This is a genomic window from Caballeronia mineralivorans PML1(12), assembly GCF_001028175.1.
Lineage (GTDB): Bacteria > Pseudomonadota > Gammaproteobacteria > Burkholderiales > Burkholderiaceae > Caballeronia > Caballeronia mineralivorans.
Map to the genome: position 1 here is coordinate 38,196 of NZ_AEJF01000134.1, position 24,027 is coordinate 62,222.

Sequence of the window (24,027 nt, forward strand, 5' to 3'; positions counted from 1 at the left end):
CCATTGCCTCCTGGAGATTGCCATGCGTGCCTTCCACCTGACCGCCGCTTCGATCGATGCCCTGAAGCGTGTCGATGCCCCTACACCCCGTCCCAAGCCCGATGAAGTATTGATCCGTCTGCACGCGGCGAGCCTGAATTACCTCGACTTGATGGTCGCGTCGGGACGATTCGGTAACGCGATCATGCCGTTTATCCCCGGCACGGATGGCGCGGGCGAGATCGTGGAGACCGGTAGCGGAGTGCAGGGCTGGGCGGCCGGCGACCGGGTCGTGCCCGGTCTGATGATCGACTGGCCGGCCGGGACCTTGACGGCCGTGGGCGTCAAGCGCCTGCGTGGCGTGACCATGCCGGGTTCGCTCGCCGACTATGCTGTCGTTCCCGCCACGTCGCTGGTCCGGATCCCCGATCAGCTTTCGTTTGTAGAAGCCGCCACGCTGCCGATAGCCGCAACGACCGCCTGGAACGCTATCGTCACCGGACGGGTGCGCCCGGGATCGACGGTCATGTTGCTGGGTACGGGCGGGGTCAGCCTGTTCGCGCTGCAGTTCGCCAAGGCGGCAGGGGCTCGGGTGATTATCTCGTCGGCATCGGATGAAAAACTCGAGCGCGCGCGCTCACTCGGTGCGGATGTGACGATCAACTATCAATCGACGCCAGCCTGGGACGAAGCGGTCCTCGCCGCGACCGACGGTTTGGGCGCAGACCTGATTGTCGAGACGGTGGGCGGGCAGACATTCGCGCGCTCGCTTAACGCGGCGGCTGCGGCCGGGACGATCTTTGTGGTGGGTTTTGTCGGCGGGATGGAGCTCACCATTCCGGTCTTGCCCATCAACCTCAAGACACTGAATATTGTGGGCAACAACACGGGATCGACAGCGAATCTTGCCGATGCGGTGCGTGCAATCGCCATGGCCGGCATCAAGCCAGTGATCGATCGGACCTACGGCTTCGAGCGAGCCGTGGATGCTTACCGGTTCCTTGAAAGTGCAGCGCATTTCGGGAAGGTCGCCATCGATCTCGACGCTTGATTTTGATATTAAAATCCGTCCAATATGAGCGCCGCGGCGCCAGAAGGAGACGATATGGACGGGTTACTCAAACAGCACTTCGACACATTCGCGCGCTACAACGCGTGGGCAAATGCACGACTCTTCGATGCTGCCGCCCTCTTGAGCGACACCGACTATCGAGCCGATCGCGGTGCGTTTTTCCGATCGGTACATGGCACGCTCAATCACTTGCTGGTAACCGACCGGGTGTGGATGTTTCGCTTCACCGGCGAGGGCGATGCGCCTGACCGGCTCGATGCAATCCTCTTCGAGCAACTCGAGTCGCTGCATCGCGCGCGCGAGGTGGAGGACGCACGGATCGTGCGCTACGTAACCGGGCTTGAAGAGGCCGCGCTGGAAGGCTCGATTACGTACCGGCGTGTATCGACGCCCGAAGCAATCACGCAACCGCTCGCGCACTGGTTCAATCACCAGACGCATCACCGCGGTCAGGTGCATGCGTTGCTGACCGGCCTGGCCGGGCGTGCGCCTGAACTCGATCTGCTGTTCTACCAACGCCTCGCGGACAAAGGGCTTGCTTGAACACGAAGCGCACTGTGTCGCTTAGAGCAGCTTGCGATAGACCACGGACCCTTGCTTCTCGGCGACCTTGTCGTACAGTTGCATCGCCGTGGTGTTCGTCTCTCGCGTGTGCCAATACACGCGTTCCACGCCTGACGTCTGCGCGCATCGATAGACCTCGTTGATCAGCCTGCGACCGACCCCTTTTCCTCTGGCAGATTCCGCTGTAAACAGGTCCTGCAGATAACAACTCGGTCCCAATTGGATCGTGCTTCGATGAAAAAGAAAGTGCGTAAGGCCGATCAACTCTCCCGCGCTTTCTGCGACCAATGCATGCATGGGCTCGTAGGCGTCGAAGAACCGCGACCACGTCATCTTGGTGATTTCAAGTGGTAACGCCGTGTCGCCGTGGCGGCCATAAAAGGCGTTGTAGCCATCCCAGAGAGGCTTCCACGCGGGAAAATCGGATAACACAACAGGGCGTACGTGGATGGCTTCGGTCATATCGAGTGCTTGAGTGATTAGCGGCCCGGTGGCCGCGATTGGAATGGTGCGTCATGTAGAAGCAGCGCAGTCGCCGAGCACCGTGTAGCGCTCCGCCGGCTGAAGAGCTCGCGTTTGCTTTTCTCGCGCTGCGGCGGTGCGGCTTGCCACGCATAACTCGACATTTCTCTTCGACGCGTCAGCTATGCGACGAATAGGGTGAGCGAACGCGAGCGCCGCGACGAGCACTGCGGCAAGCAGCAGCCGAACCAGATTCCATGCGAAAGCACGCGTTTCAAGTTGTCGTGTAGTCGTTCGCATCGTGCTTCTCCGGCTCGTCAGGTCGGTTATAAGAATAAAATGGTGTTGGCACCATTCATAGACCCAATAAACTCATTCGAACTAGAGCCACGGCCGGACTCCCGCATGGACCTTGCGCTGCTGTTTTCTTCATTCACTGCCCGGCTAGACGGCAGAAAAATAACGCAGCAGCGAATGCTGTATGAAGCGTTGCGCGATGCCATCCTGGAAGGTCTGCTCCCGGCAACTACGCGCTTACCGGCAACGCGCGCGTTAGCGAAAGAACTGGGTATCGCCCGGAACTCGGCGATGTTCGCCTACGAGCAACTCGCGGAGGAAGGCTTTCTCGACGTCAGCCGCCAAGGCTCGGTCGTCGCGCGGGTCGGTGCGGCATCGCTGCTGAAGTCGACCGGGCACAAAACGGCTGCGGCGAAGTTGTCGCGCCGCGTCGACGGATTGAGGCGTGAGCCGCTCACCCGCGAGACCCCCATTTCGTTTCGTCCCGGCCTGCCCGCCCTCGACGAGTTTCCGATGCGGCCATGGCGGGCAGCCATCGCCCGCGCGTGGCGCAATCTGGACGCGGCGGATCTCGGTTACGCAAGCAGCGCGGGCCTGCCCGACCTTCGGCACGCGCTGGTCGACTATCTGAAGGTATCGCGGGGCGTGCGATGTGACGTTGAGCAAGTGTTCATCACGGACGGCACGCAGACCAGCCTCGATCTATGCGCGCGAATGCTGGCCGATGCCGGCGACCGGGTCTGGATCGAAGAACCCGGATACATCGGTGCGCGCGCCGCGTTTCAGGGCGCTGACCTCACGCTTTTACCCATACCTGTCGATGCTGACGGCATCGCGCCATCGCCGATGGATTGGGTGACCTCACCGCCCAGACTTATCTACGTCACACCCTCGCATCAGTATCCGCTCGGCAGCGTGCTCAGCATCGAACGGCGGATGGACATGATCGAGCGCGCACGGGAGCACGGCGCATGGATCATTGAAGACGATTACGACAGCGAATTCCGTCACACCGGTTCTCCGTTCGCCGCCATGCAGGGACTGGCGGCGGATACGCCCGTCGTCTATCTCGGCACCTTCAGTAAAACCATGTTCCCGGCGCTGCGGATCGGCTTCATGGTCGTGCCGGCCGCTCTGTCTAGCGAGTTTGCCCACACGCTTGGCGAGATCTCTCGCCAAGGCCGCGTCGCCGATCAACTGGCACTCGCCGATTTCATGCGAAGCGGCGCATACACCCGCCACCTGCGACGCATGAGGATGCTGTATGCGCAGAGGCGCGTTGCATTGATCAGTGCCCTCCAGCGCCACTTCGGCGAGGCCGTGACCATTTCAGGCGACGCCGGTGGCATGCATCTGACGGTACGGCTGAACGTGCCGCTCGTCGACGTGGACGTGTGCCATGCCGCTCGATCCGCCGGGTTATGGGTCGCACCGGTCAGCACATTCTGTCTGGCCCGGGGAAGAGCCGCTCGCTACAACGGCCTTCTGCTGGGTTATGCAGGCGTGGCCGCAGCACACGCCGACGAAGCCGTCGGCAAGCTTGCCCAGATCGTACGGTCCATGTTGAAACCAACGGCCAAGCCGCCAAAGACAAGCGCTAAAGTCTGAGTGTCACCTGCCGATAACGGGTAAACACCTATGCCACGGATTCTCTATTCATATAAACATATATATGTTTCATCGAATGGTTGACTATGGGTCAATCTCGGTTCGCCTCATTCATCCAAAGCACGACAAAGACGCACGGAGACTCGATGTTTTCCTGGTACCGGCAGGTTTCTCAAGGTGAGCGATACACGTTCTGGGCGTGTTTCGGCGGCTGGGCGCTCGACGCCCTCGATGTCCAGATGTTCAGTCTTGTCATTCCCGCGATCATCGCCGAATGGGGCATCAGCAAGACCCAGGCGGGCCTCGTGAGCGGTGTCACGCTGGTGGCGTCGGCGCTTGGCGGATGGATCTGCGGTGCGGCGGCAGACCGGTACGGCCGCGTGAAGACGCTGCAGGTCACCGTGATTTTTTTCTCCGTGTTCACGTTGCTGTCGGCGTTCGCGCAAAACTATCCGCAGTTCATCGTGCTGAAGGCGCTGCAGGGGTTTGGCTTCGGCGGCGAATGGGCAGCGGGCGCGGTGCTGATGGCGGAGACGATCCGCAACGAGCATCGCGGCAAGGCGATGGGCGCCGTGCAAAGCGCGTGGGCCGTGGGCTGGGGCGCGGCCGTGCTGCTCTATGCGGCCGTGTTTTCGTTCATGTCCCCCGATATGGGCTGGCGCGTGATGTTTGCCATCGGCATCTTGCCTGCGCTCCTGATCATCTACATCCGGCGTAATGTGAAGGAGCCGGTTGCGCCCGCGAGCAAAGCGGCGGTAGCGAAGGGCACAAAGGAGCGCACGCCCCTGCTGTCGATCTTCGCGCCGGATGTATTGCGCATGACGCTGATCGGCGGCCTGCTCGGCGTGGGCGCTCATGGCGGGTATTCGGCCCTGACCACCTGGCTGCCGACCTACCTGAAAACCGAGCGCCATCTTTCGGTGCTGAGCACCGGCGGTTATCTCGCGGTGATCATCGCGGCGTTCTTCTTCGGCTGTCTCGCCGCGTCCCAGTTGCTGGACCGGATCGGGCGCCGCCAGACCATCCTGTTTTTCTCCGTATGCTGCGTGGCGACGGTGATCGTGTACTTGTTCGTGCCGCTCTCCAATCACGCGATGCTGGCGCTCGGCTTCCCCCTCGGCTTCTTCGCCGCCGGCATTCCGGCCAGCATGGGCGCACTGTTCAACGAACTCTATCCACGCGGCACGCGTGGCACGGGCGTGGGTTTTTGCTACAACTTCGGCCGGGTGGTGTCCGCCGGATTCCCGGTGATGGTGGGACATCTGGCCGCGAAGTATTCGCTCGGCTTTGCAATCGGCGTGGACGCGGCGTTCGCTTATGCGATCGTCGCCGTCAGCGTGATGATGCTGCCGGAAACGCGCGGGCGCACGCTCACTGAAGACGTTGCGGTATAGCCAACCATGACCGATAGCCTAATTACCGGCATCGACACGCATGCCCACGTCTTCACGCGAGACCTGCCGCTCACAGCCGGCCGGCGTTACGCGCCGGCCTACGACGCCACGCCGGATCGCTACCGGGCGATGCTCGCGAGCATCGGGATGTCCCACGGCGTGCTGATCCAGCCCAGCTTCCTCGGCTTCGACAACAGTTATCTGCTCGCGTGTCTCGACGCCTATCCGCAGCAGTTGCGCGGCGTCGTGATGGCCGATCCGGAGAATGCCCTCGGATATATCGACGATTGGCATGCACGGGGTGTCGTGGGAATTCGCGCAAACCTGATCGGCGCCCAACTGCCCGATTTCGCCGATAACCACTGGACCGCCCTGCTATCGCGAATGGCCGCGCTCGACTGGCACCTCGAAATGCAGATCGACGCGGGGCGACTGGACCAAGTGACGCCCGCCCTGCTGGCGAGCGGCGTGCGGATCGTGATCGATCATTTCGGCCGCTTCGATCCGGCGCTTGGCATGGGCGACCCGGGTTTCGCGCACCTGGTCTCGCTCGGCCAAACGCGGCGCGTGTGGGTGAAGGGTTCGGCGGCGTATCGGGTAAGCGCAAAACCGGGGGATGCGGAAGCGACCTTCGCGACAGCCGCGAGCGCCTGGGCCGCACTGCTGCCCGCTTTCGGCGTCGACCGGTTGCTCTGGGGCACGGACTGGCCGCACACCCAGTTCGAGCAAGTCTGCGATCCCCAACGCGCGATAAACGACCTGCACCGCCTTGTCACCGATGCGTCACATCGGCAGGCCGTGTTGATCGACACGCCTGCGGAGCTGTTCCACTTTCGCTAATAACAAATAGCTAAGTCGATAACAGGAAAAAAACCCTCAAGTCTTCTGTCCCCGGTCCGTTAAACATAGTCATATATATGTTCATATCATTGAGGCCAACGGACAGTGCTTAGAAACCTTTCAATCAAGACAGGCTTGACCCTTGCGACAAGCGTGTTCGTCTTGCTGGTACTCGTTGTCGGAACGTGTGCATTTGTTTCGCTAGGCCAGGCAAACCACGCGCTCAGTGGTATGTACGAGCACGATCTGGCGGGGAGCACGGCGTTGACCCGCAGTTCCGAGTTGCTGTTGCGTTGCCGCTCGGCGAAGAACCGCTATGAATCGCTGACAGCCGATAACAAGGCCGACGCCGCCGCGAAACAACTGGCCGCGGCCCACGAGTACTGCAACGAATCGCAAAAGCAGTGGGATGTGTTTGCCGCGTTGCCGGTATCGGGCGACGCACAGGCGCTCATTACCGACGCCGCCGCCAAGCACGCCGCGATGATGCAAAAAGGCATCATGCCGGAGTTCGACGCGCTCGAAGCGAAAGACTTCGACGCGTATAAGCGTATCCAGATGCAGTTCAGCAGCCCACTCTACAACCAGTTCGACCAGCTTTCGCAGCCGTTGCTCGGCTATGTATCGACGCGTGCCCAGCAGCGTTTCGAAGCCGCAGAGACAACCGCCGACATCGTGAACACAGTGCTGGCCGCATGCGCGCTGCTGGCGCTGGTGATTGGTGTCACGGTGCGGGTTGCGTTGACGCGTCTGGTCGTCGAGCCGATCACGGCGATGGCCGCCGACTTCGAGCGCATTGCTGGCGGCGACCTGCGTACGCCGATCGTCGTTGCGAGCGACAACGAAATCGGCCAGTTGCAAGGCGCGTTGCGCCGCATGCAGACCGAACTCGCGACCACGGTGCGGCACATTCTCCATTCAGCGGAATCGATTACTGTCGCGGCCGGCGAGATTGCATCGGGTAACACCGACCTGTCATCGCGTACCGAGCAGCAGGCGGCCTCGCTGCAGGAGACCGCGGCGAGCATGGAGCAGATCAGCGGCACCGTCGAACGCAACGCCGACAACGCCACCCAGGCCACCGCGCTCGCCGCGAACGCATCGGCGATTGCGAGCCACGGGAGCACGGTGGTCGACAACGTGATATCGACCATGGCCGATATTTCGAAGAGCTCGGCGAAGATCGCGGACATCATCACGATCATTGAGGGAATCGCGTTTCAGACCAACATCCTGGCGCTTAACGCAGCCGTGGAAGCCGCTCGCGCGGGCGAGGAAGGCCGCGGGTTCGCGGTCGTGGCAGGCGAAGTGCGTAGCCTCGCGCAACGGTCGTCGAGTGCGGCGAAAGAGATCAAGGACCTGATCGATACATCGGTGGAGCGGGTGAATGCGGGCTCGGGACTCGTCGGAGAAGCAGGCACGACAATGACGCAGATCACGCAAGCCGTGAAGCGCGTGACCGACATCATGAGCGAGATCTCGGCGGCATCGGGCGAACAGAGCCGCGGCATCAGCCAGGTCGCCACCGCCGTCACCCAGATGGACGCAGTCACGCAGCAGAACGCCGCACTGGTGGAAGAGGCCGCAGCCGCCGCGCAATCGCTTGAGGATCAGGCGAAGTCGTTGAAAGACGCGCTCGCGATTTTCAGCGTGGGCCCGGAAGCGCGGACGTTCTGAATACGCTCGGGCGAGCGGCTCAGCGTATCTCGGACTGATACAGGAACTGGCTCGCCGGGCCGCGCGAGCGACGCCATTCGAGCGGATGGCGGTCGTATCCGTAGGCGAGCCGCTCGATCACCACGATCGGCGTTCCCTTCTCGATTCCCAGCAGCTTCGCGTGTTTCGGGCTTGCCGCTTCGACCGTCAACGTTTCCGTGGCCGACGCGACGACCTGATTACATTTCGCTTCGTACACGGGATAAAGCAGATCGCCGATGGACTCGAGCGGCAAATCGGCGAACGCCGCGAAACGGTCGAGCGGCAGCCAGATGTCCTCGGTCAAAACAGGTGCGTCTTCGATCAGGCGTAGCCGCACCATCTGGATCACATGGGCACCGGGCGCGATCTGCAGCGTCGCAGCGACAGTGGCCGGCGCCTCCACCACGCTGCGTTTCAGAATCTGGCTCTTCGGAATCCGTCGCTCGCCCGACTTGCTTTGGAAGCGGAAAAAGCGGAACAGCGAACCGTCAAAACTCGCACGGCGGACGAACGTGCCGCGCCCTTGATAACGTTCGAGCAGGCCTTCGGCGACAAGCAGGTCGATCGCCTTGCGCACGGTTCCAACCGCGAGATCGAAGCTCTGCGCAAGTTCCTGTTCTGTGGGAATGGCGTCGCCGGGTTGCCAGCGACGCTCCGCTATCCTCGACGCGAGCTCGTCGCGAAGGCGTTGATAACGGGGAAGTCGGCTGTCGGATTGCATGCGTGATTTTCGGTGTAATACATGCACAGGATTGTATGACTTCCCTCGTATTTTGTTGCGTCAAATTGTTGGCGACGTGACATGGCGTGTCGCGCTCTCAGCCGATCTCAGGCAGCGCTTCGATCTATTTCGCCGGCAGCGACCGGGCGAATTCGAGAGCGGCGTCCATCAGCTTCCGGCGTAACGCGTCTTTGCCATAGACTTCCGGGGCAGCCCACACCCAGCCTTGCATTCGACGGCCTTGTGAAATCATAGGGACGATGCCGGGTATTTGAAGAGCCCAGGCATCCTTGTCCTTGCCGAGCCGCGCCAGCATTCCGTCTTCCCGGGCGCCGCACAGAAGGTTGCCGTTCACCAGCCAAACCCAGCCGCCGAACATCGCCTTTTCCGTGATTCCCGGCTCCTCCCTCAGCTCGTCGGTTAATAGTTCTTCGAGACCTTTGTCGCGTGCCACGGTGTTTTCCTGTTTGGTTGATTCCACTATTCAGGCGCTGCTGAGAGAGCAGCAGTATCGAAGCTCGGTCAGCCACTTGCCGCCGAGCTGGACACCTCTGCTGGAGTTATCGCAGACAAAGCCGGCTCGCTTATAAAAGGCCCGCGCGCGACGGTTGTCCAGCAAGACCCAAAGCGCGACGTCCGTATATCCGGCGGACTTCAATACATGTCGCGCAGCGTCGATCAATCGCTTGCCCACGCCCTTTCGCCAGAACGCCGGGGCAATGTAGAGCGTCTCTACTTCGGCCCAGTGGTAATCCTTGTCCCCGTCCCGGCTGCGCCCGAATGCGATCCAGCCGAGAATCGTTTCATCGGTATCGGTGTTAGCGTCGGCGACCAGGACCCGGGGTCTTCCAGACATGATGGATTGACGCCATGCCTCGCTGCGCGCCTCGACAGTCAGCTTCGCCAGGTAACCGTCGGGCAAGATTCCCTGATAAGCCGCTTGCCAGGAGTTCACGTGGATCTTGGCGATGGCCTCCGCGTCTTCGACCGTTGCCTCCCGTATTCCAACAAGCATGGAAAGTCCTTCTGATTTGGGTTGCGCTACAGACTAACTTTGGCAGATCGGCGGCCATTCTACAAAGCGGCTAACTTCCAGCAGCGGCGGCCTTACCTGTGTTGGCCGTCGCGACAGCGGGCTCTGCGGATCGCCGTGTCGCCGATGTTTAAAGCCTTGCGCTGAGCCGACGCAGTAGATTTTCTGTTCTGCCGCGCGTCACGCGCATAGACTCGTCAAAAAGTGAACTCCACACCTGCTTAAATCGTCCGATAATCGGATTATCGGATCGGAAACCGCTGTTACGGGGACGGTTGCCGATAAGCATCGGAAGTTGCACTCGCACGATGAGAGGCCATATGCGAAAACAGTTGATTCAATGGGGATGCGCCGGGATTGCGGGTCTGTTGGCGCTGCCTGGCGCGGCGTTCGCGCAGCAGCAGGCGTACACCAATAGCCCGGTCTATATGTTCGCCGGGCCCGCGGGAGATTATCCGGCCGTGGCTCAGTTGCCCGGCGGCGTGCCCGTCACCGTGATGGGTTGCGTCAGCGACTATTCGTGGTGCGACGTCGTTGTGCCCAACTTGCGCGGCTGGGTCTACGGGGCAAATCTCAGCTATCCGTATCAGGGCAACAATGTGCCGATCCTCACTTACGGGATGGTGATCGGCTTACCTATCGTGACGTTTTCCATCGGCTCGTATTGGGACAGGTATTACCGTGGCCGCCCTTGGTATAACGACCGATCGCGCTGGGAAAGTCATCCGCCGCCACGGCGTGAGCCGGGCGAAGGCGGACGTCCACCGCAGGGGCCACAGCCTGGGCATGGAGAAGGCGGACGTCCTCCGGGGCAACAACAAGGTCAAGGCATGGCCGGGGGCCGCCCTCCGGGGCAACAAGGGGGCGGCGGACATCCTTCGAACCCACAGCCCAGTCACGGCGGCGGGGGTGGTGAACAAGGCGGTGGTCGCGGAGGCGAAGGCGGTCACGGTGGTGGCGGTGGTGGCGGTGGCGGACGAGGCGGTGAAGGAGGACAAGGCGGAGGTGGTGGCAATCAGCCGCCTCACAATTAAGCGCGACATCGCGTCGAACAAGAGGAAATCCGGATATCCGACGTCGGCGACAAAGCGCGAGCGATTGCAGAAATCTCAAAGCTTTCGCGACGTCGGTGTCACCGCAACGACCTGCAAGAACCAACCCTCTCGACGAGCGCCCGCTTTTACGGGCGCTTAAAGGATCGATACCTGCTGCAAAGAGGGATCGGAGAGCACTCGAGCCAGGAACAATGCTGCCAGCCAATGCGTCGACGCAACATGCTAGCCAAAAGACTTTCGCTGCCAAGATGGTTTTCGTCCTGCTCTGGTCGGGCGGTTTCCCGATCGCGAAACTAGCGGTTGGATACGCGCCGCCGCTGACCTTGCTGGCGCTGCGCTACGGATGCACCGTCTGTTTGCTGATCCCGCTTTTCATCATCACCAAACCTGCTCTGCCTAAAGATCCCATTGCCTGGGCGCATGCGAGCGTGGTCGGGTTCCTCGTGCAGGTTATCTACTTCGGCATGAGTTACCTCGCCTTCAAAGCGGGGGCTTCAGCGGGCGTGGTGGCAGTCATCGTGTCCTTGCAGCCCGTGCTGGTTGCGGCGCTTGCTCCACGACTTGTTGGTGAGCGGGTAGGCGGGCGGCAATGGCTGGGTTTGGCGCTCGGGTTGATAGGTGCGACGGGAGTGATTATTGCCAGGTCGAGCTTGTCGGTGAATTCGGCATCTGGTCTTTTTCTCGCGATTGGTGCGTTGATTGGAATGACGGCTGCCTTGCTCTATGAGAAGCGGTTTGGTGTAGGACAGCATCCGGTGACGGCGAATCTGATCCAGTACTCGATCGGCTTGGTCTTTTGCGCGCCTCTGGCGCTTCTTCTGGAAGACGCTCATGTGGAGTGGACCGGGACGTTTATGTTTGCGCTGGGTTACCTCGTGATCGGCAACTCGCTGATTGCGATTACTTTGCTTCTTGCGCTGGTTCGGGCGGGCCAGGCATCGAAGATCGCGTCGTTATTTTTCTTCATTCCGCCGGTTGCCGCCGTGCTCTCTTCGCTGCTGTTGAAGGAAGTCATGCCACCGCTCGCGTGGGGCGCGATGGCCTTTGCTGTTGCTGGTGTAGCGCTGGCAACATGGTCGACGTCGAATGCGAAACTGCGAAAAACGTGACGATAAAGCCGTAAACCGAATTAAAAGTGTCGCCGTTGCGCCTATAACAAGCCTCAACGCACTGAGACGGTCAAAGTTGCTTTGACCGGTTTTCCAAAGCGGCAATGGTTCGCGAGGAATGAGATCCTTCAGCCCCGCCCAGCCCAGCCTGTCTCTCCCACCTTGCTATAGCAATTCTGAAGCAGACCGGCTTCGGAGCGATTACCCCCTAGTACCGTGCGCGACAGAACCAACCCTCTGCAAACTGGGCCGCGTCGTGGTTACGTGTGCGTCAGCCAGCGCGCACCCTGGCAGCTTTGCCCCCGGGGTTTAAGCAAGCCAACCACAGCGTCAATTCAGTGTTGCGAAAACGGAGGTGGCCAGGGATTTGAGCTCTCGCATCATGGGTTGATTGATCGAAATTATTGATGCTGAGGGTAAAAATATATCGTTTTTACGCTATTTTTGTCATCCCTAGACTGCTCCTCATGGCGTGTTCTCCAGGCGCACCAACATGGCGGGAAGATCCGGTTGCGATCCTGTCGCGGGCTAAATCATTCAACTTATATCGGTTTGATCATGAGCGGCACGACTGCAGTCACCTCTCCTTTCCATCTTGCGTTAACAGGCCACGATGGTCTTCCTCGACCCGTCAGGTAACGCGTTCGAGATCAAGGCATTCGCACATATCGAATTGCTGTTCGCAAAGTAAGCGTTGCGCTGCGTGTTCACTTCGTAAATGACGGCACCGTCATGACGCCGCTCATTGCATTGCATTCCCCCTGAAGCCGGATCTGCCCCATGAAAAGCGCGTCCTACCTGCCAGAAGCTGAGGCTATTCCTGAGTACGCATGGTCGATCTTCCCATCGGGCGAGAGCCTTCTGATTATCGAGGTGGCGGGAACCGACCGCATCGTGCAGAACCAGCTTGCGCGGAACTTTGCAGCGTGCGTGGCGGCCGCGCAGCTTGCCTGTGTGATCGATATCACGCCTGCCATGACGACTGTCGGCATTCACTATGCGCCGTCGCGGGTTCCGCTGTCACATCCGGCAGAGGCGCCTTACGACGCGCTGGTGAAAGTAGTGACCGGCCTGCTGGAACGCGCAACTGCAGCGCAGCCCAAGTCGGCGCGCATCGTGGAGATCCCCGTGTGCTATGGCGGGGAGCACGGACCGGATCTTGAAAACGTCGCTCGTTCGTGCGGTCTCTCCAGCGATGAAGTCATCGCGTTGCACAGCGAGTCGCTGCTGGATGTGATGCTGCTCGGCTTTGCCCCCGGACATCCGTACATCGGCATGTTCGACGAACGCCTGTCGCCGCCCCGGCGCGCAACACCTCGCGTGGCGGTCGCGCCTGGCTCCGTGGGTCTCGCAAACCGGCAAAGCGTCATCTATCCGATGACCATGCCGGGCGGCTGGAATCTGATCGGCCGGACCCCCAGTCTGATGTTCGATGCATCGCGCGATACACCCTGTCTTGTGAATGCCGGCGACCGGATCCGCTTCGTGCCGATCACGCCGAAGCAATTCCAGGCATGTCAATCGACGGATCGGCATGCGAGGGCAGCTCGATGAGTATCGAGGTCATCAAGCCGGGTGCGTTGAGCACGTTTCAGGACCTCGGCCGCGTGGGATATCAGCATCTCGGCATTCCGGTCAACGGCGTGATGGATGAACGGGCGCATCGGCTGGCCAATGCACTGGTCGGCAACCCGCCCGCCACGCCGACGCTCGAAATTACGCTGATGGGGCCGACGCTCAGGTTTCACGACACGGCAACGATCGCGTTCAGCGGCGGCAATCTCGACTGCCAACTCGACGGACAGCCGCTCTTTAGCCATTGCGCCTTGAATGTGCCCGCAGGCGGCGAGATCTCGTTTGGCGATCGCCGAACGGGGCTACGCACCTACCTTGCCGTGCGCGGCGGCTTCGCCATCGAACCGGTCATGGGCAGCACGAGTACGTTCGCCCGCGGCGGTTACGGCGGCCACGCCGGTCGCCCCCTGAAGAAAGGCGACAAGCTGGTCACGCGGGAAAGCACGCCATGGCATAGCCGCTCACTCTTTTCGGAAACGGTCTTTGCCGACGACGTACTGTCATCGAATAACGCGCCGATCAGGATCACACGAGGGCGCGAATGGCGATATTTCACGGCGGATGCACAGCGGGCGCTCGAACATCAAACGTACAGGATCACTGCGCAATCCGACCGCATGGGTTATCGCCTGCAAGGCCCGGAACTAGGCCTCGTGGCTCCCCGGGAAATGGTGTCCGAGGCGGTGGCTTTCGGCGCGATCCAGGTGCCCGCCGATGGCCAGCCGATCATCCTGATGGCGGACCGCCAGACGACCGGAGGCTATCCGAAGATCGCGCACGTGTGCGCCGTCGACTTGCCACGTCTCGCTCAGCAGATACCCGGAGACAGCGTCCGCTTCGCGCTGGTCGACCTGGCCGAGGCGCAGCGCCTTCTTCTATCGCAGGAAGGCAGCTTCGCGCAGTTGGAGCAACTGTGTCATGCGTAATCGCGATTTGAATCGCGACTTCGACCGCGATCCCGGCGGGACGAGTCTATCTTTCACCCCCACAACGGAACGCACAATGTCCCACGCCCCAACAGCCGCCTTTAACGAAGACATTCCGCCTGCGTCCCTTCCGGCCAAACACGTCGCTCGCAAGGCCGCGACTGCCGCCGCCGTCGGAACCGCGATCGAGTACTACGAATTCGGCGTGTACGGATACATGGCCGCGGTAATCGGGCCGCTGTTCTTTCCGTCGGACAATCCGACTGCGGCACTGCTTTCGATCCTGGCGATCTTCGGCAGTGCATTCCTCATGCGCCCAGTTGGCGGAATCGTGCTGGGGCGCCTTGGCGACAAGCTCGGGCGCCGCGCAATCCTGCTGGTGACCGTTATCGGCATGGGTGTCGCGACCGCCGTCATTGGCCTGCTGCCGACCGCAGCGAGCGCGGGTGTGTTCGCTCCGGCGGCGCTGCTGGTCGTGCGTCTCGTGCAGGGATTTTTCTCAGGAGCGGAAGTGACCGGTGCTGCCGCTTACGTCGCGGAGTCGGCGCCTCACGGACGGCGCGGATTCTACGGCGCATTCACGCCCGTCGGTGTGGCTCTCGGTGGCGCGCTTGCTGCGGCAGTGTGCGGGTTGACTACGGCTGCCATCAGTTCGTCGCAGTTGCATGACTGGGGCTGGCGGATTCCTTTCCTTGCGGCGGTTCCGCTCGTGCTGATATCGGCTTATGTGCGCAAACGCGTGGAGGAGTCGGTCGCGTTCAAGAAGACGCTCGAACACAGCGAGCCGCTGAAGGCGCCGCTCAATGAAGTGTTCGCGCACCATCGTGCCGCCATGCTCAAGGTCTTCCTGATTTCGTTCGGGCAGAACGCCGGGTATTGGGTAGGTTTCGTCTTCATGACCATCTACATGACCACGTACCTGAAGTACGACAAGACAAGCGTCTACTGGATCATGTCGATCGTCAGCATGTCGATGGCTGTTCTGATGCCCCTGTGGGGAGGACTTTCGGACCGTATCGGGCGTCGTCGCGTGCTGGCGATCGGCTTTGTCGGATACATCGTGCTGGTGTTCCCGATGATGATGCTCATGAACCATCAGAATCTCGCTCTTGCCTTCCTTGCAATGTTTATCGTCGCCCTGCCGATGCCTGTTGTTCAATCGGTTGGTTATCCTACTTATGCCGAGCAATTCCCGACGCGGGTGCGCCACACCGGGATGGCCTTCAGCTTCAATTTCGGCGCCATGCTCGGCGGCGGCGTGACGCCTTACATTGCGACTGCGCTGATCGGCAAGACCGGCAACCTGTTGAGTCCAGCGTTCCTGCTGGTTGGCGCGGCGGCAATCGGTTTGTTGACGCTTTCCAGGACGCGTGAGACCGCAGACTCCTCCTTGCTGTAAATGCCATCGCGCAACACGAATCTCAACGCAATCCTGCTTGAAGGACCTGTCATGAACCAGGCAATTGGCGCATCGCCGGGCAGCGTCCTGGCCGGCTTGGCTTCCACGCCTCGCGGTGCGAGAGCCCTTATTCGTGCCGGCTTCAACGGCAATACGAGCGGTATGGCTCCCGGCTTCGCACAGGGCAACCTCGTGGTTCTGCCGCAATCGTGGGCTGACGATTTCATCGCGTACTGCCATGCCAATCCCACACCTTGCCCGCTCATCGGAATGACCGACCTCGGGAGCAGCCTTGTTCCGATGTTGGGCGACGACGTCGACCTGCGCACCGATATTCCGCGCTACCGGGTCTGGCGCGACGGCATACTCGTGGAGGAACTGACGGATATCTCCGCGATCTGGCAGGAGGACTTCGTTGGTTTCGTGCTTGGCTGTTCGCTGTCATTCGAGCACGCGCTGGAATCTGCAGGTTTGCGGGTGCGGCACGTGGACGAAGGTAAGGTCGTTCCAATGTACCGCACCTCCATTCAGACGCAATCCGCTGGCGCTTTTCGCGGGCCGATGGTCGTATCGATGCGGCCGTACACGCCGGCTGAGGCGGCGATCGCGTATGAGGTTTGCCGGAAGTTACCGGGCGCGCACGGTGCGCCCGTCCATATGGGTGACCCTGCGTTGATCGGGATTGCGAATGTGGACTTACCCGATGAGGGCGAACCGACCGAGGTCCGCGCCGGAGAGATTCCTGTTTTCTGGGGCTGCGGAGTGACGCCCCAGGCAGCGGCGATGGAAGCACGGCCGCCGATATGCATCACTCACGCCCCGGGTTACATGCTGATTTGCGATGTAAGGACGGAGGATCTAACACTCATTCGATAGTGTTGGACGGTAGCTCACATCCTTTGAAAGAAACGAAGGGCGCCCCGCACAGTGGCTGATAATGGTAAAGAAAACAGCTAGGACAGACCGCGCAAAGGCCCGAGCAGCAACAACCCGGCATCGACCCAGCCCAACGAGCGCCAGAACCCCAAAACCCGTCCACCGGCGCGAGCGAAAACCCTCCCTCTAGGTGTTTAACCCGACCAAACCAAACCCTCGTAACAACCCGCTATTACCCGCTTTTGTGTCAACGTTGCATACTGAAGTGACGCTACGACACGAGTCCGCGCATGTCCAAATTCCTTCACCTCATGATCCGCGTTGAATCGCTGGATCGCTCTATTGCGTTCTATCAAAACGCCTTCGGTATGCGCGAGTCGCATCGCCTTGACTTCGATACCTTCACGCTCGTTTATCTCCGCGATCCCGAGAGTGGCGCCGAGATCGAACTCACTTTGAACAAAGGCACAACCACGCCATACACCCACGGCACCGGCTACGGTCACGTAGCGTTTGCCGTCGACGATATCGAAGCATTCCGTGACCGTCTGCTGAGCCTGGGCCTGCAACCGGGCGACCTGAAATCGCTAACGCATAACGGCGCTATCGCCGCGCGCTTTTTCTTCATCACCGATCCCGACGGTTACAAGATCGAGGTGTTATCCAGGGAGGGTCACTACGTATGAACTGAGGTTGCTGCAGTACAAAATATAAAAGGAGACAAATCATGCCAAAGGCAATCCCCATTGCCATAGTCGCCGCCGAGACCTTCACCGGATCGACGGGCGATGCGATCCCCGCTGTGTCGTCTGCGCGCGTAAGCCGCAGGCACTTCCTCAAAGGTTCCGTGGTGCTGTCCGGTTTGCTGGTAGCCGGCACCCCGATCGCCCTGCTTGCGCCGAGCCGAGCCTGGGCGGTGGAACTGAGCCATATCGATCAAAACCAGGCTGACGCCATCATGGTGCTCGCGCGCACGCTCTACCCGCACAAGACGCTGCCGGATGCGGTCTACGCGCTCGCGGTGAAAGATGTGGATGCAAAAGCCACCGACCCGAAGACCGCCGATGTCATCAAGACCGGCGTGGCGAAACTGAACGACGCGGCGTCCGGCAAATGGAATGACACCGCAAGCCTCTCGGACGCGCAGCGCACTTCAATTGTCCAAGCGAACCAGGCCGATCCGTTCGTCCAACTGGTGCGTGGCCAGTGCATCACCTCGCTGTACAACAACGATATGGCGTTTGCCCATTTCGGATACGAAGGTGAAGCGTTCAGCAAGGGCGGCTACGTTTACCGCGGCTTCAACGACCTGAACTGGTTGCCCAATCCGCCCGCCGACGCAAGTCCGCCGGTTGCCTGAGATCCGGGCGCACACCTGATACCTGCCGAGGAGGCAAGCATGGCTAAGTTCGACTACAACGACGACTCCGTTGTCGTGATTGTCGGTTCGGGCGCGGGCGGCGGGACGCTGGCGAACGAGTTGTGTCAGAAAGGCGTGAAAGTGGTCGTGCTGGAGGCTGGCAAGCGCCAGTCGTCGGCCACGTTCATCAACGACGAATGGAAGTCGTTCGGGCAACTCGCCTGGACCGACAAACGCACCACGTCCGGTAACTGGCGCGTCGCCAAGGACTTCCCGGAATTACCAGCGTGGGTCTGCAAGACAGTGGGCGGCACGACCACGCACTGGGCCGGCGCGTCGCTGCGGTTTCACGAGCACGAGTTCAAGGCGCGCACGACCTATGGTTCCGTCGATCAGGCGAACCTGCTCGACTGGCCGATCACACTCACCGATCTCGAACCGTACTACGCCCGCGCCGAGAACAAGATGGGCGTCACGCGCACGAACGGCATTCCGGGCCTGCCGGGCAACAACAACTTCAAGATCATGTACGACGGCGCGACGAAGGTCGGCTATAAAAGCTGCAATACCGGCCACATGGCGATCAACAGCCGCCCGCGCGCCGGGCGCGGCCGTTGCATGCAACTCGGCTTCTGCTTCCAGGGCTGCAAGTCGGGCGCAAAATGGTCGACGCTCTACACCGAGATTCCCGCTGGCGAAGCCACCGGCAGGCTCGAATTGCGTCCCGAATCGCATGTGATGCGCATCGAGACGAACGCGGCCGGCAAGGCCAGCAGCGTGGTCTATATGGACGCCGACGGCAAACAGCAACGCCAGCGTGCGCGCGTGGTGTGCGTTGCGGGGAACTCGATAGAAACACCGCGCCTGTTGCTGCTCTCGGAATCATCGAAGCACCCTGACGGCCTCGCGAACAGTTCGGGCCAGGTTGGCCGCAACTACATGCGGCACACCACCGGCTCGGTATTCGGCGTGTTCAAGGAACCCGTGCATTTTTATCGCGGCACGGTGATGGCAGGCATCGTCACGGATGAAGCCGGGTTCAATCCGAAGCGCGGATTTGCGGGCGGTTACGAGCTGGAAACGATCTCGCTCGGCCTGCCGTTCGCGGCGGCGTTCTTCGACCCTGGCGCGTGGGGATCGGACTTTACCTACTATATGGATAACTACGCAAATACGGCGGGCATGTGGATTGTCGGCGAGGACATGCCGCATGAGTCCAACCGCGTCACGCTGAATCACGACGTGAAGGATCAGGTCGGGTTGCCAGTCGCAAACGTCCATTACGACGATCATCCGAACGACATCGCCATGCGCGATCATGCGTACAAGCAAGGCGAAGCAATCTACGCGGCAGCCGGGGCAACGAAGACGCTACGCACGCCGCCCTATCCTTCCACGCACAATCTGGGCACCTGTCGGATGAGCGCGAAAGCCAGCGACGGCGTCTGTAACAAACACGGCCAGGCCTTCGATGTGCCAAACTTGTTCATCTCCGACGGCAGTCAGTTCACCACGAGCGCGGCTGAAAATCCAACGCTGACGATTGTGTCGCTGGCGATCCGGCAATCGGACTACATCGCGGACCAGATGAAACGCCGCAGCATCTAGCTTTCTCTAGCGTGCGCAGGAGCCGTCGCCCGGCGGTTCCTGCTTCTTTTTGAGGAGATATCATGTGCAGAATCTACGCTCAAACCGATCCGATTCTCTATGAATGCCGCGCGCGCTCTGTACGCATCAGCGGCGTGACGACCACTATCCGGCTGGAAAACCTGTTCTGGCAGACGCTGTCCGAACTCGCCGCCGACAACGACATGACGACCAACCAGCTCATCGCGAAGTTGCATGAAGAGGTCACGCAGCATCTGGGCGAAACGACGAATTTCGCGTCGTTCCTGCGCGTAACCTGTCTTCGATATCAAGGGCTAAGAGCGAATGCATCGATGGATTTTCGCAGCCACGTGGCAGCCGCGGCGACTGACAAGGTGGCAGGCTGACCGATGACAAAATGGCCAGGCAGTCTATTCAGTCTATTACTAGCTGCATTCGCACTGACGGCGCACGCAGCGCCTGACGGCGCGGCGGCGGCGTCGATCGTGCAAAAGAACAACTGTCTTTCCTGCCATGCCGTGGATTCGCAGGTTGTCGGGCCGGCGTATCGGGAGATCGCGAAGAAGTATCGCGGCGATGCCACGGCGCCGGACAAACTCTTCGCCAAGGTCCGCAATGGCGGAGCCTTCGTTTGGGGCGAAGTTCCCATGCCCCCGAACCCGGGTATCAGCGACGCCGACCTGCATACCGTGATCGCGTGGATTTTGGCCGGCGCGCCTGACCACTGAATCTGCTTGCACCGGTGCGCTCCCTCCGGGCGCACCGTTATCCCTCATCTAGGTAAAACCCCTGATTCCGCGTGCCCTTCTCACGCACTACTCTCGCGTCACCGGTAAACAGAACGTCGTTCTACCAGATAGAACAACATAAAAGCGAGACACCCATAGGAGGATTCCATGGCAAGCCTGCCGATCGATGCGACACACGGGTCGCCTAACTCAAGCGCCGGCGGGGACGAAACAACGCCCGGCGTTAACGCGCGCATCGACCGGCTGCCGGCGACGCGTTCCGTCTGGATGCTCGTGTTCCTGCTGTCCATTGGCGGCTGGTTCGAATTCTACGACCTGTTTTTCACCGCGTACGTCGGTCCGGGCCTCGTCAAGAGCGGGCTCTATTCCACGACAACCGCCTCGTTCTTCGGCGTCTCGGGACTCGGCGCATTCGTGGCGGCGTCGTTCGCGGGCTTGTTCATCGGGACGTTCTTCCTCGCGGGTCTCGCCGATAAATACGGCCGCCGCACCGTCTTCACCGTCTCGCTGCTCTGGTATTCCGCGGCGACGCTGGTCATGGCGCTGCAAACCACCGCGCCCGCGATCAACCTGTGGCGCCTGATTGCAGGCATTGGCGTGGGCGTGGAACTCGTGACCATCGATACCTACGTCAGCGAGCTCGTCCCCAAACACTTGCGCGGCCGCGCGTTCGCGTTCGTGCACCTGGTTCAATACACGGCGGTGCCCTCGGTCGCGTTTCTCGCGTGGTGGCTTGTGCCGCAAAAGCCGTTCGGCATGGACGGGTGGCGCTGGGTCGTGCTTATCGGCGCGTTGGGAGCGGTCGTGGTCTGGGCGATCCGCCGGCGCGTGCCTGAAAGTCCGCGCTGGCTCGCGCAGCAAGGCCGCACAGCGGAAGCTGAAAAGGTGTTGCAAGCGCTGGAGGCGAAGGTCGCCGCGCAGTACGGACGCGCGTTGCCGCCACCGGTCGCGACCCTCGAACCGGCGACGACGAAAGCCGCGTTCCGCGAAATCTGGCAGCCGCCGTATCGCAAACGCGCGATCACCATGCTCGTCTTCAACTTCTTCCAGGCGATCGGGTTCTACGGTTTCGCGTCCTGGGTGCCGACGCTGCTCGTCTCCAAAGGCGTCACGATCACGCACAGCTTGCTGTACTCGTTTGTCATCGCGATCTCGAATCCGTTCGGTCCGCTGATCGGGATGGCGATTGCGGACCGGATCGAACGGAAGACGCTGATTGTGCTGTCGGCGTTCGGCATCGTTGTGTTCGGCAGCTTGTTCGCCATGCAAACATCGCCGGTCATGCTGATGATCCTCGGCGTGCTGATCACGCTCTGCGGCACGTTGCTCTCGGTCGGTTACCACGCGTATCAAACCGAGCTGTTCCCCACGCGTTTGCGGGCACGCGCCGTCGGTTTCGTTTATTCCATCTCGCGTCTTTCGGCCATGTTTTCCGGCTTCATGATCGCGTTCGCGTTGCGCCACTTCGAGGTGACCGGCGTGTTCGCGTTGATCAGCGTGTCGATGGTGATGGTGATGGGCGCGATCGGCATCTTCGGGCCGCGTACCAACAACCGCAATCTCGATGAAATTTCGCAATAACGGTTTGCATCGGCTTTTTTAGCATCGAACAAGAGGGTTTGACATGACGCTTCCGTTGGCTGGCGTGCGGGTGCTGGATTTATCGAATGTGCTCGCCGGGCCGTTTTGCGCGTATCAGCTCGCGCTGCTCGGCGCGGAAGTGATCAAGGTCGAGCATCCCGAAGGCGGCGATCTGGCAAGGCGTCTGGGCGCCGATAAAGAAGCGTCGGCACGCGACATGGGTGCGTCGTTCGTGGCCGTCAATGCGGGCAAGCAGTCGATCACGCTGAACCTGAAAGACGCACGCGGCAAAGAGATCTTGCGCTCGCTCGTGAAGACGGCGGATGTGCTCGTGGAGAACTTCCGGCCCGGCGTGATGACACGTCTCGACCTGGGCTACGACGCGTTGAGCGAGATCAATCCGAAGCTCGTGTATTGCGCGATTTCCGGCTTCGGAATGGACGGCGAGTTTTCGAAGCGCCCGGCTTACGACCAGATCATCCAGGGCATTTCAGGCGTGATGAGCGTCACAGGCGATGCTGACAGCGCGCCTTTACGCGTCGGCTATCCGGTCTCCGACACGGTCGGCGGCCTGACCGCGGCGTTCGGCATTTGCGCAGCTTTAGTCGATGCCCGCGCGAGCGGTCGCGGCCGAATGCTCGATGTATCGATGCTCGAAGCCACGCTCTCGACCATGGGCTGGGTCGTGTCGAACTACCTGAACGCGGGCGTCACTCCCACGCCAATGGGCAACGAAAACTTCACGGCCGCGCCGTCGGGAACGTTTAAAACGGGCGATGGTTTGCTGAACATTGCTGCGAACGAAACGAAGCAGTTCGTGAGTTTGTGCCGTTTGATCGGGCGGCCGGATCTCCCCGATGACCCGCGTTTTTCCGAGCGCAACACGCGCAAGCTGAATCGCGCAGCATTGAAAGCCGAGATCGAAGCGGCATTGACGACGGATAGCGCGGCGAACTGGGATGCCAAGTTTATCGATGCAGGCGTGCCGGCCGGACGCGTGATGTCGGTGCCGGAAATCCTCGCGCATCCGCATCTGGTATCGCGTGAATTCGTACGCGAGTTCAACAGCGACGACACCACGACAAGACAGCGCGTCACGCGTGCGGGTTTCCGTTTTTCCGACGCGGATACAGCCCCCGCCACCCCGGCGCCAACGTTATCAGCGAACACACGCGAGCATCTCTCGACGCTCGGTTTCGACGACCAACACATCGACCATCTGCGCGCCGAAGGAGTGATCTGAACATGACGCAAGCTGTTGACGCCGCCGCACTCGCCGCGGAGTACTGGAGCACCTCGATCATCGATATCCATCCGGGATCGATCAACGTTCGCGGCTTTCCGATTCAGGAGCTGATCGGCGCGGTCAGTTTCCCGCAGATGATCTGGCTGATGCTGCGCGGCGAATTGCCTGATCAAGCGCAGGCGAGCTTGTTTGAAGCGGCGCTCGTGGCGTCGGTGGATCATGGTCCGCACGCACCGTCCATTGCCATTTCGCGCATGGCGACGAGTTGCGGTTTGCCGTTGAACGGCGCGATGGCCTCGGCCATCAATGCACTCGACGACGTCCACGGTGGCGCGGGCCAGCAAGCGGTCGAGCTATACGATTCGATCGTCGCGCTCGAAGATGCGGGTGCCGCTTTGAACGATGCGGTCGCGCAAGGCGTGGATGCTTTTGTGGCCGAACGCGGTAAATATCTGCCCGGCTTCGGGCACCGGTTTCATCCTGTCGACCCGCGCGCGGTCAAGCTGCTTGCTTTAGTCGATGCAAGCGTCGAACAAGGCGCGATCAGCGGCCGACATGCTTCGGTAGCACGCGGTATCGAAGCGTTGTTGAAGCAGCGCAAAAACAAGCCCGTGCCGATGAACATCGACGGCGCAACGGCCGTGATTTACGCAGAACTCGGCTTCGCGCCGGAGTTGGCGCGCGGGGTGTTTTGCCTATCGCGCGCAGTCGGGATCTTGTCGCATGCGTGGGAACAGCGCGGCCGCAACGAGCGCAATAAAGGGCCGATGCCGCGTCAGATGGCCTACCAATACACCGGCAAAGCCGAGCGTCATCTGCTCTGAATTCCGGCCGCACGCCGTTGCGCGCTGCGCAACGCGCGCGCGTCGCCGCCG

25 protein-coding genes and 1 pseudogene are annotated in these 24,027 nt (G+C 61.0%); 21 read left to right on the forward strand and 5 right to left on the reverse strand.

The genetic code is table 11. The features are described from left to right. Positions 1 to 22 precede the first annotated feature (22 nt). Together EOS_RS21690 and EOS_RS21695 are read left to right on the forward strand one after the other, a co-directional pair. On the forward strand, positions 23 to 1,030 hold the full coding sequence (locus tag EOS_RS21690; RefSeq protein WP_047848757.1) for a zinc-dependent alcohol dehydrogenase family protein: 1,008 nt from the start codon (positions 23 to 25) through the stop codon (positions 1,028 to 1,030). Positions 1,031 to 1,084: 54 nt separating this feature from the next. Beyond that, a complete protein-coding gene (locus tag EOS_RS21695; protein WP_053064002.1) occupies positions 1,085 to 1,594 on the forward strand; it encodes a DinB family protein in 510 nt (169 codons plus the stop codon). 21 nt (positions 1,595 to 1,615) lie between these two features. Here EOS_RS21695 and EOS_RS21700 read toward each other — a convergent pair whose 3' ends face one another. Beyond that, complete coding sequence (locus EOS_RS21700; RefSeq protein WP_047848759.1) at positions 1,616 to 2,077, reverse strand: GNAT family N-acetyltransferase; 462 nt, start codon at positions 2,075 to 2,077, stop codon at positions 1,616 to 1,618. 51 nt (positions 2,078 to 2,128) lie between these two features. Next, positions 2,129 to 2,377, reverse strand: coding sequence for a hypothetical protein (locus EOS_RS21705; protein WP_047848760.1), 249 nt, complete (start codon positions 2,375 to 2,377; stop codon positions 2,129 to 2,131). Positions 2,378 to 2,482: 105 nt separating this feature from the next. Here EOS_RS21705 and pdxR point away from each other — a divergent pair, with 105 nt between their 5' ends. The 4 genes from pdxR (at position 2,483) to EOS_RS48990 (ending at position 7,893) form a co-directional block, all read left to right on the forward strand. Next, the gene (gene pdxR / locus EOS_RS21710) at positions 2,483 to 3,982 is read left to right on the forward strand and encodes a MocR-like pyridoxine biosynthesis transcription factor PdxR (protein ID WP_047848761.1); all 1,500 of its coding nucleotides are present in this window, start codon (positions 2,483 to 2,485) and stop codon (positions 3,980 to 3,982) included. 146 nt (positions 3,983 to 4,128) lie between these two features. After that, positions 4,129 to 5,376: an MFS transporter gene (locus EOS_RS21715; protein ID WP_047848762.1), complete on the forward strand. Its 1,248-nt coding sequence runs from the start codon at positions 4,129 to 4,131 to the stop codon at positions 5,374 to 5,376. A gap of 6 nt (positions 5,377 to 5,382) precedes the next feature. Then, positions 5,383 to 6,216, forward strand: coding sequence for an amidohydrolase family protein (locus tag EOS_RS21720; RefSeq protein WP_047848763.1), 834 nt, complete (start codon positions 5,383 to 5,385; stop codon positions 6,214 to 6,216). 105 nt (positions 6,217 to 6,321) lie between these two features. Continuing rightward, positions 6,322 to 7,893: a methyl-accepting chemotaxis protein gene (locus EOS_RS48990; RefSeq protein WP_075645382.1), complete on the forward strand. Its 1,572-nt coding sequence runs from the start codon at positions 6,322 to 6,324 to the stop codon at positions 7,891 to 7,893. A gap of 19 nt (positions 7,894 to 7,912) precedes the next feature. Here the strand turns inward: EOS_RS48990 and EOS_RS21730 are convergent, their stop codons facing one another. From EOS_RS21730 to EOS_RS21740, 3 genes are all read right to left on the reverse strand, one after another. Further along, positions 7,913 to 8,635 (reverse strand): GntR family transcriptional regulator, encoded by a 723-nt coding sequence (locus EOS_RS21730; RefSeq protein WP_047848764.1) that lies wholly within the window; start codon positions 8,633 to 8,635, stop codon positions 7,913 to 7,915. Positions 8,636 to 8,759: 124 nt separating this feature from the next. Then, positions 8,760 to 9,089: a TfoX/Sxy family protein gene (locus tag EOS_RS21735; protein WP_047848765.1), complete on the reverse strand. Its 330-nt coding sequence runs from the start codon at positions 9,087 to 9,089 to the stop codon at positions 8,760 to 8,762. 30 nt (positions 9,090 to 9,119) lie between these two features. Further along, the gene (locus EOS_RS21740; RefSeq protein WP_047848766.1) at positions 9,120 to 9,650 is read right to left on the reverse strand and encodes a GNAT family N-acetyltransferase; all 531 of its coding nucleotides are present in this window, start codon (positions 9,648 to 9,650) and stop codon (positions 9,120 to 9,122) included. A gap of 338 nt (positions 9,651 to 9,988) precedes the next feature. Between EOS_RS21740 and EOS_RS48780 the strand changes: the two genes are divergently transcribed. The 15 genes and pseudogenes from EOS_RS48780 to EOS_RS21810 all read left to right on the forward strand — a co-directional run bounded on the left by EOS_RS48780 (position 9,989) and on the right by EOS_RS21810 (position 23,976). Then, positions 9,989 to 10,702: an SH3 domain-containing protein gene (locus EOS_RS48780; protein WP_075645383.1), complete on the forward strand. Its 714-nt coding sequence runs from the start codon at positions 9,989 to 9,991 to the stop codon at positions 10,700 to 10,702. A 269-nt stretch (positions 10,703 to 10,971) separates the two neighbouring features. Beyond that, positions 10,972 to 11,832 (forward strand): DMT family transporter, encoded by an 861-nt coding sequence (locus tag EOS_RS21750; protein ID WP_235442909.1) that lies wholly within the window; start codon positions 10,972 to 10,974, stop codon positions 11,830 to 11,832. Between the two features lie 604 nt (positions 11,833 to 12,436). Beyond that, positions 12,437 to 12,523, forward strand: a pseudogene (locus EOS_RS46370) (VOC family protein); the annotation flags it as partial. An 89-nt stretch (positions 12,524 to 12,612) separates the two neighbouring features. Continuing rightward, positions 12,613 to 13,386: a 5-oxoprolinase subunit PxpB gene (gene pxpB / locus EOS_RS21755; RefSeq protein WP_047848769.1), complete on the forward strand. Its 774-nt coding sequence runs from the start codon at positions 12,613 to 12,615 to the stop codon at positions 13,384 to 13,386. Further along, a complete protein-coding gene (locus tag EOS_RS21760) occupies positions 13,383 to 14,333 on the forward strand; it encodes a 5-oxoprolinase subunit C family protein (RefSeq protein ID WP_047848770.1) in 951 nt (316 codons plus the stop codon). The genes pxpB and EOS_RS21760 overlap by 4 nt, the downstream gene beginning before the upstream one ends. Before the next feature lie 76 nt (positions 14,334 to 14,409). Then, complete coding sequence (locus EOS_RS21765) at positions 14,410 to 15,732, forward strand: MFS transporter (protein WP_053064005.1); 1,323 nt, start codon at positions 14,410 to 14,412, stop codon at positions 15,730 to 15,732. A 51-nt stretch (positions 15,733 to 15,783) separates the two neighbouring features. Beyond that, positions 15,784 to 16,608, forward strand: coding sequence for a putative hydro-lyase (locus tag EOS_RS21770; protein ID WP_047848786.1), 825 nt, complete (start codon positions 15,784 to 15,786; stop codon positions 16,606 to 16,608). 290 nt (positions 16,609 to 16,898) lie between these two features. Then, complete coding sequence (locus EOS_RS21775; protein WP_047848771.1) at positions 16,899 to 17,294, forward strand: VOC family protein; 396 nt, start codon at positions 16,899 to 16,901, stop codon at positions 17,292 to 17,294. Between the two features lie 41 nt (positions 17,295 to 17,335). Beyond that, on the forward strand, positions 17,336 to 17,968 hold the full coding sequence (locus EOS_RS21780; RefSeq protein WP_053064004.1) for a twin-arginine translocation signal domain-containing protein: 633 nt from the start codon (positions 17,336 to 17,338) through the stop codon (positions 17,966 to 17,968). Between the two features lie 39 nt (positions 17,969 to 18,007). Next, on the forward strand, positions 18,008 to 19,576 hold the full coding sequence (locus EOS_RS21785; protein WP_047848772.1) for a GMC family oxidoreductase: 1,569 nt from the start codon (positions 18,008 to 18,010) through the stop codon (positions 19,574 to 19,576). A gap of 62 nt (positions 19,577 to 19,638) precedes the next feature. Beyond that, positions 19,639 to 19,962, forward strand: coding sequence for a ribbon-helix-helix domain-containing protein (locus EOS_RS21790; protein ID WP_047848773.1), 324 nt, complete (start codon positions 19,639 to 19,641; stop codon positions 19,960 to 19,962). Between the two features lie 3 nt (positions 19,963 to 19,965). Beyond that, positions 19,966 to 20,304, forward strand: a complete 339-nt coding sequence (locus EOS_RS21795) for a c-type cytochrome (RefSeq protein WP_047848774.1) — start codon at positions 19,966 to 19,968, stop codon at positions 20,302 to 20,304. Positions 20,305 to 20,472: 168 nt separating this feature from the next. Continuing rightward, on the forward strand, positions 20,473 to 21,906 hold the full coding sequence (locus EOS_RS21800) for an MFS transporter (RefSeq protein WP_047848775.1): 1,434 nt from the start codon (positions 20,473 to 20,475) through the stop codon (positions 21,904 to 21,906). 43 nt (positions 21,907 to 21,949) lie between these two features. Beyond that, positions 21,950 to 23,149, forward strand: a complete 1,200-nt coding sequence (locus EOS_RS21805; protein WP_047848776.1) for a CaiB/BaiF CoA transferase family protein — start codon at positions 21,950 to 21,952, stop codon at positions 23,147 to 23,149. Between the two features lie 2 nt (positions 23,150 to 23,151). Continuing rightward, the gene (locus EOS_RS21810) at positions 23,152 to 23,976 is read left to right on the forward strand and encodes a citryl-CoA lyase (protein ID WP_047848777.1); all 825 of its coding nucleotides are present in this window, start codon (positions 23,152 to 23,154) and stop codon (positions 23,974 to 23,976) included. The last annotated feature ends 51 nt before the right edge of the window (positions 23,977 to 24,027 follow it).

Coding starts and splice junctions, on each gene's coding strand:
- EOS_RS21690 (WP_047848757.1), top strand. CDS start 23: ATGCGTGCCTTCCACCTGACCGCCGCTTCGATCGATGCCCTGAAGCGT.
- EOS_RS21695 (WP_053064002.1), top strand. CDS start 1,085: ATGGACGGGTTACTCAAACAGCACTTCGACACATTCGCGCGCTACAAC.
- EOS_RS21700 (WP_047848759.1), bottom strand. CDS start 2,077: ATGACCGAAGCCATCCACGTACGCCCTGTTGTGTTATCCGATTTTCCC.
- EOS_RS21705 (WP_047848760.1), bottom strand. CDS start 2,377: ATGCGAACGACTACACGACAACTTGAAACGCGTGCTTTCGCATGGAAT.
- pdxR (WP_047848761.1), top strand. CDS start 2,483: ATGGACCTTGCGCTGCTGTTTTCTTCATTCACTGCCCGGCTAGACGGC.
- EOS_RS21715 (WP_047848762.1), top strand. CDS start 4,129: ATGTTTTCCTGGTACCGGCAGGTTTCTCAAGGTGAGCGATACACGTTC.
- EOS_RS21720 (WP_047848763.1), top strand. CDS start 5,383: ATGACCGATAGCCTAATTACCGGCATCGACACGCATGCCCACGTCTTC.
- EOS_RS21730 (WP_047848764.1), bottom strand. CDS start 8,635: ATGCAATCCGACAGCCGACTTCCCCGTTATCAACGCCTTCGCGACGAG.
- EOS_RS21740 (WP_047848766.1), bottom strand. CDS start 9,650: ATGCTTGTTGGAATACGGGAGGCAACGGTCGAAGACGCGGAGGCCATC.
- EOS_RS48780 (WP_075645383.1), top strand. CDS start 9,989: ATGCGAAAACAGTTGATTCAATGGGGATGCGCCGGGATTGCGGGTCTG.
- EOS_RS21750 (WP_235442909.1), top strand. CDS start 10,972: ATGGTTTTCGTCCTGCTCTGGTCGGGCGGTTTCCCGATCGCGAAACTA.
- pxpB (WP_047848769.1), top strand. CDS start 12,613: ATGAAAAGCGCGTCCTACCTGCCAGAAGCTGAGGCTATTCCTGAGTAC.
- EOS_RS21760 (WP_047848770.1), top strand. CDS start 13,383: ATGAGTATCGAGGTCATCAAGCCGGGTGCGTTGAGCACGTTTCAGGAC.
- EOS_RS21765 (WP_053064005.1), top strand. CDS start 14,410: ATGTCCCACGCCCCAACAGCCGCCTTTAACGAAGACATTCCGCCTGCG.
- EOS_RS21770 (WP_047848786.1), top strand. CDS start 15,784: ATGAACCAGGCAATTGGCGCATCGCCGGGCAGCGTCCTGGCCGGCTTG.
- EOS_RS21775 (WP_047848771.1), top strand. CDS start 16,899: ATGTCCAAATTCCTTCACCTCATGATCCGCGTTGAATCGCTGGATCGC.
- EOS_RS21780 (WP_053064004.1), top strand. CDS start 17,336: ATGCCAAAGGCAATCCCCATTGCCATAGTCGCCGCCGAGACCTTCACC.
- EOS_RS21785 (WP_047848772.1), top strand. CDS start 18,008: ATGGCTAAGTTCGACTACAACGACGACTCCGTTGTCGTGATTGTCGGT.
- EOS_RS21790 (WP_047848773.1), top strand. CDS start 19,639: ATGTGCAGAATCTACGCTCAAACCGATCCGATTCTCTATGAATGCCGC.
- EOS_RS21795 (WP_047848774.1), top strand. CDS start 19,966: ATGACAAAATGGCCAGGCAGTCTATTCAGTCTATTACTAGCTGCATTC.
- EOS_RS21800 (WP_047848775.1), top strand. CDS start 20,473: ATGGCAAGCCTGCCGATCGATGCGACACACGGGTCGCCTAACTCAAGC.
- EOS_RS21805 (WP_047848776.1), top strand. CDS start 21,950: ATGACGCTTCCGTTGGCTGGCGTGCGGGTGCTGGATTTATCGAATGTG.
- EOS_RS21810 (WP_047848777.1), top strand. CDS start 23,152: ATGACGCAAGCTGTTGACGCCGCCGCACTCGCCGCGGAGTACTGGAGC.